This is a genomic window from Enterococcus sp. BWR-S5 (genome assembly GCF_016745255.1).
Classification (GTDB): Bacteria; Bacillota; Bacilli; order Lactobacillales; family Enterococcaceae; genus Enterococcus_L.
Map to the genome: position 1 here is coordinate 69,796 of NZ_JADOEQ010000008.1, position 12,351 is coordinate 82,146.

At 38.7% G+C, this 12,351-nt stretch carries 9 protein-coding genes; all 9 read left to right on the forward strand.

Going from position 1 to position 12,351, the window contains the following annotated elements; all coding sequences use genetic code 11:
* Position 1 precedes the first annotated feature (1 nt).
* The 9 genes from IW510_RS10775 (at position 2) to IW510_RS10815 (ending at position 12,182) form a co-directional block, all read left to right on the forward strand.
* Positions 2 to 1,288, forward strand: coding sequence for an NCS2 family permease (locus IW510_RS10775; RefSeq protein ID WP_202059469.1), 1,287 nt, complete (start codon positions 2 to 4; stop codon positions 1,286 to 1,288).
* Positions 1,289 to 1,312: 24 nt separating this feature from the next.
* The gene (locus tag IW510_RS10780) at positions 1,313 to 2,113 is read left to right on the forward strand and encodes a histidine phosphatase family protein (RefSeq protein ID WP_202059471.1); all 801 of its coding nucleotides are present in this window, start codon (positions 1,313 to 1,315) and stop codon (positions 2,111 to 2,113) included.
* Positions 2,114 to 2,319: 206 nt separating this feature from the next.
* On the forward strand, positions 2,320 to 3,060 hold the full coding sequence (locus tag IW510_RS10785) for an ABC transporter ATP-binding protein (protein ID WP_202059473.1): 741 nt from the start codon (positions 2,320 to 2,322) through the stop codon (positions 3,058 to 3,060).
* Positions 3,057 to 4,706, forward strand: coding sequence for a hypothetical protein (locus IW510_RS10790; RefSeq protein WP_202059474.1), 1,650 nt, complete (start codon positions 3,057 to 3,059; stop codon positions 4,704 to 4,706). Before IW510_RS10785 ends, IW510_RS10790 begins: the two co-directional genes overlap by 4 nt.
* Before the next feature lie 458 nt (positions 4,707 to 5,164).
* Positions 5,165 to 5,860, forward strand: a complete 696-nt coding sequence (locus tag IW510_RS10795) for an ABC transporter ATP-binding protein (RefSeq protein WP_202059476.1) — start codon at positions 5,165 to 5,167, stop codon at positions 5,858 to 5,860.
* Between the two features lie 9 nt (positions 5,861 to 5,869).
* Entirely contained in the window at positions 5,870 to 8,566 is a 2,697-nt protein-coding gene (locus IW510_RS10800; protein ID WP_202059478.1) for an ABC transporter permease, read from the forward strand.
* Between the two features lie 267 nt (positions 8,567 to 8,833).
* Positions 8,834 to 9,982 (forward strand): AAA family ATPase, encoded by a 1,149-nt coding sequence (locus tag IW510_RS10805; RefSeq protein ID WP_202059481.1) that lies wholly within the window; start codon positions 8,834 to 8,836, stop codon positions 9,980 to 9,982.
* A 46-nt stretch (positions 9,983 to 10,028) separates the two neighbouring features.
* Positions 10,029 to 10,838: a nicotinamide riboside transporter PnuC gene (gene pnuC, locus IW510_RS10810; RefSeq protein WP_202059483.1), complete on the forward strand. Its 810-nt coding sequence runs from the start codon at positions 10,029 to 10,031 to the stop codon at positions 10,836 to 10,838.
* A 552-nt stretch (positions 10,839 to 11,390) separates the two neighbouring features.
* On the forward strand, positions 11,391 to 12,182 hold the full coding sequence (locus tag IW510_RS10815; RefSeq protein WP_202059484.1) for an NUDIX domain-containing protein: 792 nt from the start codon (positions 11,391 to 11,393) through the stop codon (positions 12,180 to 12,182).
* Positions 12,183 to 12,351 lie beyond the last annotated feature (169 nt).

The following is a 12,351-nucleotide window of genomic DNA, read 5'->3' on the forward strand; positions in this document are numbered from 1 at the left end:
TTTGAAAAAATTTCTTGAGAGTAGGTTCCATCTTGAAGATGAGCAGACAACTGTCCGTAAAGAAGTTTTGGCTGGAATTACAACATTTGTAGCAATCTCGTATATCATTGCAGTCAACGGATCAATATTGAGTATGGCAGGAATGTCTTATGAGTGGGTGACGCTTTCAACTGCCTTGACAGCCTTTATTGGCTGTATGCTGATGGCTTTTGTGGGGAACTCTCCTCTAGTGGTTGTGCCCGGAATGGGAGATAATGCATTTTTTGTTTTTGTTCTGGTGGCTTCCTTTGGGCTCACTTGGCAACAGGCTTTGGCGGCAACACTGATAGCAGGAGTGCTCTTTTTAGTGATAGCAAATAAGAAAGTGACTAATTATCTAATCGAGGTCATTCCAAAATCAATGATTGCTGCCATGTCCGGTGGGATTGGGATGTTCATTGCCTTTTTAGGATTTAAGAACAGCGGTATTATCATTGGTGACGAGGCTACCTTTGTCCGCTTGGCTGACTTAAGAGAGGCTGTTCCTTTAGCTGCTGTTATCACTCTGATTATTATGGTGATTCTTTTTCTAAAAAATATAAAAGGAAATTTTTTGATTGGCATTATTTTGGGCACACTAATTGCCGCTGTTTTTGGTCTGGTGGATTTTTCGGGAATAGGACAAGGGGCAGTTTCCTTTAGTGGATATAGCAGTCAGCTGCTTGCCTTTGATTTTTCAGCAGCTGCGAGCTTTAATTTTTGGATTGCTGTTTTTTCGTTGACAATGATGATTGTTTTTCAAAATATGGGTGCTCAGCTGAGTATGCTGCCGGAAAAAGAGAAATTTCCAGTTTCTTTTCGGATCAATGCACTGTCAGTGATTATTTCAGCAATATTAGGTACCTGTGCAACGACCTCGGCAGCAGAGAATGCTGCGGGATTAGCAGTCGGAGGCCGTACCGGGTTGACATCGTTTGTAGCTGGAATATTATTTTTACCGGCTATACTACTGGTCCCACTCTTTAGAATTATTCCACAGAGTGCTATCTCACCTGTACTGATAATTGTAGGTTGTTTAATGGTGATGAGTGTGAAGGATGTCTTGTGGGGAGATTTTAGTGAAGCATTTCCGGCGTATTTGATGATGGTGATTATGCCCTTGTCTTTCAACGTAGCGAACGGTCTGGCTTTTGGCTTTATTGCGTATCCGCTGGTTAAGTGTGTGATGGGGAAAAGCAAAGAGGTGAAACCGTTAATGTATCTACTATCAGCTTTATTTCTGATTTATTTTATTTTGGGAAGCGGCTGAAAAATGGAAAGGATGAGTATGAAAATGATGAAAAAGAGATTAGTTGTATCAATGCTGGCGGTTGTAATGGTGTTTGCAGGCTGCAATAAAGCCAATGACGATACTTCGTCACCAGCTGCTGATGAAAAGGGTGAGGTAACCATCTATTTGACACGTCACGGGGAGACGATGTTCAATGTCTTGGGAAAAGTTCAGGGCTGGTCAGACACGCCATTGACTGAGGAAGGCGAACAGATAGCGGTTGATTTAGGCAAAGGTCTGGAAGGGGAAATCACCTTTGCAGCTGCTTATTCCAGTGATTTAAAACGGGCATATGATACTGGCGTGTCTGTACTAAAAGGAATTGGACAAGAGGATATCGAGGTGCAACAGCTGGCAGGATTACGGGAGTCCTGTTGTGGTCAGTTTGAAGGAGAGTCGTTGGAGACTGTAGGTGACAGTCAAGTAGCACAAACAGAATACAAAGACTATGAAGCGTATGAAAAGGCAGTAAGAAAAGATGACGAAGATACTTGGTCATGGTTTGCCAATGCGCATTATCATGCCGACCAATCAGGCTATGCAGAAAAACCGGAAACAGTGAAAAAACGAATGACAGAAGCAATCATGGAAATTGCAGAGGAACAGAGTGAAAATGGTGGTGGAAATGTTCTGGTGGTTAGTCATGGCATGTCAATCAATATTATGCTGTCGGGCATGACAGATAAATACACCGGCGAATCCTTGAAAAATGCCAGTGTAACAAAAATTCATTATAAAGATGGCGAGCTGGATGTAGAATCTATTGGAGATATGTCCTATCTTGAAAAAGTTGAAAAAGAGTAATATATAGGTATTTGCATGGAATCTAAGGAGAGGGAGGAATAACCCTGTCTTTAGATTTCTTTTTTTGAATCCGGCAAAAAGCTGTGCAAATGGCTCATTAAGTCTTTTTATGAATAATTGTATATAATTGACTATAGATAGAGTAAAATTGTTTTGTAAGCATATATATTTGTTGTTGAAAAAGCTGTTCATGAAAGGAGAGAAAAATGAAGCTGATTTTAGAGAATATCACAAAAAGGTTTAACGAGAAAGTCGTTTTGGAGAACGCTGATTTTACGTTTGAAACAGGGAAAATATATGGATTATTAGGGCGTAACGGAGCAGGAAAAACAACGTTGTTTAATTGTATTTCGCGAAATTTAATTCTTGATGAGGGAACAATTGGTATCGAGGAGGCAGGTGAACTTGATGAGAATTATGAAAATACAGCAATCGGCTTTGTTTATACGCAACCGCATTTGCCTGTATTCATGACAGCCTATGAATTTATCAAGTTTTTTATGGAGATTAACAGCGCAAGAATTTCGGAACCGAAAACACCAGAAGAATATCTGGATTCTGTGGGTATCGAGCGTGATGACCAACATCGGTTACTAAAGGACTTTTCCCATGGAATGCAAAATAAGGTTCAGATGTTAGTTTCGTTAATGGTGCAACCGCCTGTCTTGTTGCTGGATGAACCGCTGACCTCTTTTGACGTAGTAGCTGCTCACGAGATGAAGGAGCTAATCTTACAAATGAAGTCGAAATCCATTGTAATTTTTTCAACACATATTTTACAGCTGGCTCAAGACCTTTGTGACGAAATTGTCCTGCTTCATCATCACAAGCTGAATAAGGTTGATTCAGCAAGAATTCATGACAAAGGCTTTGAAGAGGAAATCATTGAGCTGTTATCGGATAAAGGAGTGCTAGATGAATCTAAAGAAAAAGAGGTGCAGTCATGACTCTTTTTACAGCTTATCTAAAGGATTACTGGTATTACAAAAGAGTTGGGATTGCCAGTAAGGTTAATGGGCTAATCTACTATTTTCAAAGAATTCCATTTATTGGTAAATTCATTCCTCAAACAATTTATAAAACCTACGGTATCAAACAGGCTTTGTCGGTTTTAGGTGTGATATTCAGCTATGTTACCAGCTTTGCTGCGAAATTCTTTTGGCTGGCACTTTATTACGGTGCAGCAATTTTGTTAAGTGGTATGGGAATCACAGGAGAAAAAATCGAATTTTTTAACCAGCAAATATTTCTTTCTGGCTTGTTTTGCTGGTGGCTGTTTGTACCTGTTTTTCTTGGGTTTTATAATGGGTACGCATTTTCAGCACATAAACCATTGGTTGATTTTATCGATCAATTTAATTTGTCTCGAACCATTGTTGTTAGAGGGCATATGATTATGGATGTTGGCATACAAGGCCTGGCATATATACCCGCAGGACTTGTTTATGGTGCATTGCTTGGTCGTCCGATAGAGGTGTTGTTATTCATCTTGTTTACCTATTGGGGCTTCAACTATCTGTTTCTGTACTTGGGTCGATTTCTATATACCTTGCATTTATCAAAAAAAATGCGTTGGGCTTTAGGTAGTGTCGTTGCTGTCTTCATTTTTGCGGGAACTGGGCTGATTTATTGGCAGCAGCTCGTGATTCCGATTGCTTCAGCGTTTGTTTCCTGGCTTGGTGTTGTCTTGTTTGGTCTGCTTTTTGCTATCGGTACGTATCTGCTTCTTCATTTTAAGCAGGAAAATGAGTATCTGCTGTATTGGATTAATCAGGCAACCGTAACGCTGGATCAAGCAAAAAACCAGACGAGTAAAAATAGTTACATCAGTGAAGGTTTGGCGATGCAGAGAAAGCTTGAGATATCTAATGAGGGTGAGTATAGTCACCTGCAAGGAAGTCAGTATCTGAATGCTCTGCTTTTCAGTCGTTATCGTACAATTTTGAATAAGGCGCTGCGTTTGAGATTCTTAGGGATTGCTGCTGCATTGGTTGCTGTGATAGGTGCTAGTCTATTTGGACTTTTTCGTTCTGTGACAGCTCATGAGATGACAGCGACCTTACCGATACTTTTCTTTCTGATGTATTTGATGACCTTCGGGAAAAAGGTCGTGCAGATGGTTTTCGTTAATTGTGACGTCTCAATGCTGTATTATCCTTTCTACCGTGAAGCAGGTACAATTATCAGCGGCTTCAATTATCGATTTAAGCAGACACTTTTTTATAATGGGCTGCTGTCGATAGGGATTTTCAGTGTTTATTTGTTGCTGAGTGTGCTGAACAATTTCTTTTTAACTTGGAACTTTTTTGCCGTTCTATTTTTACTGCTGCTGGCATTATCTGCATTGTTTTCTTTTCACGAATTGTTTATCTATTATCTCATTCAACCGTTTACAGGAGATATGGAGGTAGTCAGTCCACTGTATAAAATCATTTCAGGTGTTTTCTACTGGATATCCTATATGAATGTTCAGGTTCGCTTTACCGGTTTTTATTATGCACTGACTGTTTCCGTGCTGAGTCTATTATACGTTGGCATCGGTTTTATTGTAATCTATAAAAAGGCGCCGCAGACCTTTAAGATTAAGGGCTAAAAGGAAATGACAATGGAATAGCTCACTTGCTGAAAATAGAGAGAAATATAAAAAATGAAGTGAGCTATTGAGGTAAATAGCCAATCATGACAGTATTTGTCGTTCTAGCATGTGTCTATTGTCTGTGTTGATGTATTATTGATTAGATTTTTTTAGGTTGCTAATTCAGTTTGAATAGATGGAAAGGATGGGATTCTAAATGTATCCCGTCTTTTTTTGCATCATTCGAGCACCTTTCCGGCATATCGTAAAGGAGATAATCTTTTAGATTTCAGACCCGGACACCCCTTTATTTTCGTTTTTAATAAAATTATTAAATTTTGTTTATTTTTGAGATAGTTATTCTGGTTTTTATGTGTTATTATTCAATTGTTGTGTATGAATTATTTTCTATTAGAGTTGTTAAAAGCTCTTTGTAAAAATGGGAACGATAGATTTCATTAGGGTGAGGGATAATTATGATTAGATTGACGAGTGTTGAAAAATCTTATTCTTCTGGGGAAAAGAAGATCAAAGTAAGTAATGATGTGAGCTTGACAGTGAGGGAAGGAGAGTTTGCGCTTTTTGTTGGTGAATCCGGTGCGGGAAAATCAACAATCTTAAATATTATCAGCGGTTTAGAAAAACCAGATTCCGGCAGTGTTAAAATCAGGGGAAATGATGTGAGTCGATATACGGAAAATGAACTGGCTGATTTTCGAAAAGAGCAGGTGGGATTTGTTTTTCAATTCTATAACTTAATTCCCAATCTGACAGTAAAGGAAAATGTTGAATTAGCTGCTAGGATGAAAGAAAACAGCCATGATACAAAGCAAATATTGAAAATTGTTGGGCTGGAGCATCGGCTAAACAGCTTTCCAAGCCAGCTTTCCGGGGGAGAGCAGCAAAGAGTGTCGATTGCTCGAGCCATTGTTAAAAAACCAGATATTTTATTGTGTGATGAACCAACAGGAGCGTTGGATCAGCAAACTGGAAAGGATGTTTTAGCTTTGCTTCAACAGCTTTCCGTAGACAATGGAATGACCATTTTAATGGTTACCCATAATAGAGGGCTAATACCTATGGCTAATCGAGTGTTCGAAATTTCAGATGGAAGAGTACAGAAGGAAACCAAAAATGAAAAACCAACGTTTGTTTCTTCGCTGGAATGGTGAGTAGGTAACATGAAGCAAATACTGAGAAAAGATTTATTAAGGGAAATTAAGTATTCATTTATGCGTTTTGTATCGATTGCTGCGTTGATTGCTTTAGGCACTTCTTTTTTTATTGGGTTGAAATCAGCGGCACCGAATATCTTAGCAACAGGAAGCAGCTATTTTGACAGATTTCATTATTATGATGCACGCATGATTTCTGCTGACGGCATCACAGAAGATCAAGCAGAAGCATTTCAGAAATTAGATATCGTAGCAAAGGTTGAGCTTAAGCAAATGGTTCATCAAATCATTGAGCCTAGCGGACTTACAATAGAGATGGACACATTTGAGGATGGGCAATATGAGCTTATTAAGGGAAGAGAGCCTAAAGCTGCAAACGAGATTCTTTTAGATGAGAAAGCACAAGAGTATTTTGCCTTAGATGAGTTTGTAACTGTTGGTGGAGCACCGAATGAGGAGCAGAAAATTTTTAAGGACTCAGCATTCAAGGTTGTTGGTTTTGCCAACTCCTATCGGTTTATCAGCAAGAATAATCGAGGAATTACGACTATTGGAAATGGTGAGCTCACTCTTTTTGGCGCCGTTCTTTCTTCTTCTTTTTCTGAGCAAGGATATAATGTATTAGATATTCAACTAACCGAGGAATTTCGTAATAAGGATCGATTTAGTGAAAGCTATTCAAATCAGCTGGCTGAAGCAAAGCTGATGCTTCACGAAATGAGGCTTGAACAGCAGGAAGAAATGAAACAAAGTTTTGAAGAGGAGCTATCCGAGAAGGAAGCACAGCTAGAATCAGAAAGGAAAGATGTTGAGGCGCTGATTAGTCAACTGGACGGTCAAATCAAAGAGGCAACCATTTCTATGGCGAATCTTCCAAGTGACATGTCACAGCTGCCCGCTGATTCGATTCAACAACCAACGAATGATATCATCGCTGAATTAACTGCAGAGCGCAATAAAGGCTTGGAGGCCAAGTCTCAGCTTGAAGAAAAAGAAAAAGAGCTGGCTGATGTTCGAAACGCTTATAGAGAACCAACCTTTGATTTACAAGGAATTGATGAGACTGTAACGTTTAGTAGTTTCAAGGAAAATATCCAATGCTTAGATGCTTTAGGAAATATTTTGCCAATCATTTTCTATTTTGTCGCTTGTCTGATTACAGTGTCGATTATTACTCGTATGATTGACCAAGAACGCAAACAGATAGGAACATTAAAAGCGTTAGGAGTAAAGTCACATCTAATTATCAGAAAATACAGTACCTATAGTTTGTTGTCAGGCAGTGCCGGCTTTGCTATCGGGCTATTAATTGGCTGTTTTCTTTTTCCGACTCTGCTAATCAGACTTTATTCCCCCTTATATATTTTTAAAGAGTATGACTTAATTATATATTGGCCGCTAGTAACGATTGCAGGGATTGCCAGTCTATTGTCAATAGTCATTATTCCGTACTTCTTTTATCGAAACACACTGAAAAGTCCGCCGCTTCATTTAATGCGGAGAAAGCCCCCGGTTAGCGGAAAAGCAATTTTTTTAGAAAAGCTTCCTTTTTTTTGGAATCGGTGTTCTTTTTCAGCGAAAATGGGGTTACGAAATATTTTCAGGTATAAAATGCAGATGTTGCTGCTTTCTATTGGAATTACAGGATGTATGGTGTTATTGGTTACCGGTTATGGCGCAAGAGAAGCAGTCTCCCTTTTACAGGAACAGCAATTCGATAAAGTTCTAAACTATGATATGATTACTGTTTTTCATACAAATGCTAATGCGGAAGAGAAGTCTAGTTACCGACAGCTCACACAATCTAAAGAGCTGCAGACGCTTGGAACTATTCAAGAAAAATGGGAAACGAGTTTGAAAAATGGAAAAAGTGTCCAAATAAATACGATTGTTCCCATCTCTGAAAGCAAAAAAAATCAGTTGTCTGAGTATATTAAGCTAACAGACAGTATAACGAAGCAGCCGATAACCATTAGTCCAAAGGATGCTGTTGTTACTGAAAAACTGGCTCAGCTCTTGAACATAACGGTCAATGATCGTTTGAAAATTAAAAATTCTGCAAACGAAGATGTTGAGGTAACCATCACTCATATCGCCGATAATTATTATTTGCATTATCTTTATTTGGGTACAGAAATCTATAAAAATCAAATTAGCGAAGAGCTTTTGCCAAACATGGAGCTGATTAGGTATGATCGGCTTACAACAGAGGATAAAGTAAAAATTCTTGAAGAGAAAGCATTAACATCACTTACAACAGTGGATCAAATGAGTGAACAAATGACGGAGCTGACCGCTCAGCTTGATCGATTAATTGCTATCGTTATTATTGCTGCAATCGTTTTGGGGATAGTGGTTATTTACAATCTATCCTATATTAATATTCTGGAACGAAAGCAGGAATTATCTGTTGTTTATGCAATGGGCTATCGACCACTTAAACGAACATTCTACATTTTTAGAGAAATGATTATTTTGGGAGTTTTATCGATGTTAATCGGTTATGGCGTTGGTGTGCCTATCTATCAGCTTATCATGAAGCAGCTTGAGCTTGAATTTTTAAAATTTCCGGAGCCGATATATTGGCAGATTTTTCTGCAATCCTCCGTTACTTTAGTCGTTGTTTTTTGTATTCTTCTTATCCTAATGCATTATAAAATTGGAAAAGTAGATGTTTTGGGTGCATTGAAAGACCGAGAATAACGTGTGGTGAATACCGAAAAGGGCTAAGTAGACAGAGCATGAAAAGAAGGAGTGGAAGAACACATCCTTCTTTTTTTCTCTGCTATTTATTTTTTTACAGAAATAAAATTCTAAAAAAGCTTTACAAGCCAAAAAATCAGTGATACAATAAATTCAAGTTAAAGGTAAAAAATACCTAAAATAAACTGAAAAAAGATTTGATAGTCTTCATTGGTTTTTTCTTTTAAATAATTAAAGGTAAATTTTACCTAAAAAGGAGTGGCGAAAATGAGGAATAAATTAACAGGAACAAATATAGGTGTATTTTTTGGGACGTGGGCACCCATGCATATTGGCCATATTTCAGCAGTACATCAGGCAAAACGATTATGTGATGGTGTGATTCTGGCAGTTAGCGGCTATGACGGAGATCGAGGAGATCAGATTGGTCTAAGTCTGGAAAAGAGATTTCGCTACACCAGAGAAACTTTTAAAGAAGATGAACTGATAGCTGTCGATAAAATTGACGAGACAGCAATTCCCCGTTATCCACAAGGCTGGCTGCCATGGCTTGAAATGCTGGAAACAGTGATTAGTAAAAACTGTGAAGCAAGCGAAATGACAATTACCATTTTTGTCGGGGAAAAAGAGTATGTCGAGAAGCTTAATGAACTGCGTCCTACGTGGAAGGTTGTGCTAATTGATCGACAGCTGCTGCCAATTTCAGCAACACTTATCCGAGAAAATCCTTTGAAATACTGGCAGAAAATTGCCCGTCCATTTAGAAGACACTTTAGCAAAAATATTCTAATTGCGGGTTCAGCATCAGGAGGGAAAACAACGTTAGTTAAGGATTTGGCAAGAAGCTATGGAAGTCCTTTTTCATTGGAATATGCTCGGCATTATCAGCAAAAGTACAATGTACTTGATGAAGAGCTGAATGCAAAGGATTATGTATATTTATTGGCTAATCAGTATCGTCAGACTTCGAATGAAATTGAAGGAACAGCCAATAACGGACTTGTATTTGCAGATACAAACAGTACAGTTACTAAGGCTTATATGGATTGGTACCTAACAGCTGATGAACAGGAAGCACAAAGTAAGGAAAAAACACTGGTTCAAAAAGAGGAATTCGAGGCACTAAATCGGCAATATGCAGCAACGGTGCAGCAGGAAAAATGGGATATTATTTTTATCGTTCCACCTGTGACGAAATATGTCGACGATCATTTTCGAGACATGACAATGGCAGAAGAGAATATTCGTTGGGCCTTTCACGAACATCTGCTCCGGCTGTTTGAAGAAGCCGGATTGGGAGATAAGGTTGTCTTATTGGAAACAGAAATGACTTCAGCTGACCCTCAAGGCTTTTATAGCAGGTATCAGCTGGCTCAGGATAAAATTGCAGAGATATTGGATATAACTGTTTGGTAACTAACAAGAATAATTTGTTTTTTATAAATGAGAAGGAGTGGACAGAATGGAAGCAGTGAAAGGGATTAAATATTGGGCAATGGAAAGATTACAGGGAAGCTATTGGAAAAACAGAGGGAAGGACATAGTGAGTAATCTTTCGATGCTTACAGCACAGGCGAAAGCACTTGGCATGAAGGGTCTTCTAGCCGCGTTAATCAAAGATATTTTCTTAGGCTGGAAACCGTTGGAAGTAGTTTATTTATTGGTATTAGTTGGGATTCAGATTGGTGTCTACATCAAACAGCCGGATAGTTTTTTAGGAATGATTGCCGGCGCAACAGGAATTATCAATGTGATTTTCGTGACAAAGGGAAAAATCAGCAATTACTTTTTTGGTCTGATCAATGTTGTCATTTATCTTTATTTAAGTGTTATTAGCGGTTTTTATGGCGAAGTGTTGACATCTATCTATTTTTTCCTGATGCAATTTACAGGAACCTATCTATGGCTTCTAAATTTAGATAAAAAAGAAGATGATAAAGATGAGCTGGTCTATGTGAAGCCTAAGAAGCTTTCTTTTGCAGGCTGGGTAAAGGCGGTTATCGGTATGATTTGTATCTGGGGCATATTCGGACTGATTTATCGCAGCATTGGGGCAAACCGTCCCTTCCGAGATTCTGTAACCGACGGAACAAATTACGTTGGACAGTGGCTGATGAATGGTTCCTTTTCAGCACAATGGCTATTTTGGATTGCTACGAATGTATTCAGCATCTATTTGTGGTGGGGAGCCAGTCTGGAAATGGTCGTCATGTATTGGGTATTTCTAATTAACTCGATTGTAGGATATATTCGTTGGAGCATTAAAAGCTGAACGAGCTCGGTCAGTTTCTGAATAATAAGGAAAAGCGGCAGAAGAGGAGTGTTCTTCCTCAATGCCGTTTAGACTTATTATTGAGGAAACTAGCTCGTAAAGCTGGATAAAAGTAAAAGCTGAACGAGCTCGGTCAGTTTCTGAATAATAAGGAGAAGCGGTAGAAGAGGAGTGTTCTTCCTCAATGCCGTTTAGACTTATTATTGAGGAAACTAGCTCGTAAAGCTGGATAAAAGTAAAAGCTGAACGAGCTCGGTCAGGTTCCGAATAATAAGGAGAAGCGGTAGAAGAGGAGTGTTCTTCCTCAATGCCGTTTAGACTTATTATTGAGGAAACTAGCTCGTAAAGCTAGATAAAAGTAAAAGCTAAATGAGCTCGGTCAGTTTCTGAATAATAAAGAAAAGTAGCGGAAGGAAAAAACTTTTTTTACAATATTTTCCATCTTGCTAGATTACCTAAAAAATACTTAGCAAAATAGATTGACCTCAGAAGTCTGGTAGCATAAGCTTAAATTAATAAGCAGTTAAAATGAACTAAAAGTGAGTGGATAAGATGAAATTCAAAGAATATGCGGAAGAAAAAAAGTATTATGAGCAAGAAGCAAGTCAGGAAGAATTCTTGAAGTGGTATCAAAAGCAAGACCTTCCGAAATATGAAAAGCCTTCTGTAACTGTTGATAATGTGATTCTTGGCTGGGATGAGGAAGAGGTCAAGCTGCTGCTGATCAAGCGTAAGGCCAACCCCTTCCGAGATCATTATGCCCTTCCGGGAGGGTTTGTCGATAAGAAGGAGGACACAACAGAGGCTGTATTAAGAGAGGTTCAGGAAGAGGTCGGCATTACTTTAGATGAAAGCTATGTAGAACAATTGAAGACGATTGCCACACCTAATCGAGATCCAAGAGCCTGGACAATTACCGTAGCCCATTTGACCTACTTACCTGATATGCAGGCTGTGAAGGTTACTGCAGGAGATGACGCAAGAGAGGCACATTGGGTCACGTTGAGAGCAGATAGAGAAGGAATACCTCATCTCTTTTTTAAAGGAGAAGAAATTCCATTGGAAGAGTTAGCATTTGACCACAAAGAAATTATTTGTGAAGCAGTTCATCGGATCAAGAATCGTTTGGATTACATACCGACAGTTTTACAGATTTTAGGAACGACATTTACTCTGACTGAAGCAAGAAAGGTTTATAGTAAGTTTTTAGGTGTAGAGCTGGATGAATTGGATAATAGCAATTTTCGTAAAACCCATGGAAAGTTTTTTACAGAGATAGGCTTTGAGACAAAGCCGGTAAAGGGCAGACCGAGAAAAGTGTATAAGCTGAAAAGCCTTACCTAGTAAAAGAGTGCGAAGGCGATTAAAAAGAACAGCAATGAATGGAGTTCTTGTTTCTACTATATTAATAGTAGAAACATTAGCAGAAGTACCAAAGGTGGGATACAGAATGGCTATGTTATCCTTAGGGTCTCCTCTATGAAATCTCTATTAGGAAAATGAAATGTTATTA

Excerpts from the sequence above, each read along its gene's own strand:
- pnuC (WP_202059483.1), top strand. The coding sequence starts at position 10,029 with ATGGAAGCAGTGAAAGGGATTAAATATTGGGCAATGGAAAGATTACAG.
- IW510_RS10805 (WP_202059481.1), top strand. The coding sequence starts at position 8,834 with ATGAGGAATAAATTAACAGGAACAAATATAGGTGTATTTTTTGGGACG.
- IW510_RS10785 (WP_202059473.1), top strand. The coding sequence starts at position 2,320 with ATGAAGCTGATTTTAGAGAATATCACAAAAAGGTTTAACGAGAAAGTC.
- IW510_RS10800 (WP_202059478.1), top strand. The coding sequence starts at position 5,870 with ATGAAGCAAATACTGAGAAAAGATTTATTAAGGGAAATTAAGTATTCA.
- IW510_RS10790 (WP_202059474.1), top strand. The coding sequence starts at position 3,057 with ATGACTCTTTTTACAGCTTATCTAAAGGATTACTGGTATTACAAAAGA.
- IW510_RS10780 (WP_202059471.1), top strand. The coding sequence starts at position 1,313 with ATGATGAAAAAGAGATTAGTTGTATCAATGCTGGCGGTTGTAATGGTG.
- IW510_RS10795 (WP_202059476.1), top strand. The coding sequence starts at position 5,165 with ATGATTAGATTGACGAGTGTTGAAAAATCTTATTCTTCTGGGGAAAAG.
- IW510_RS10815 (WP_202059484.1), top strand. The coding sequence starts at position 11,391 with ATGAAATTCAAAGAATATGCGGAAGAAAAAAAGTATTATGAGCAAGAA.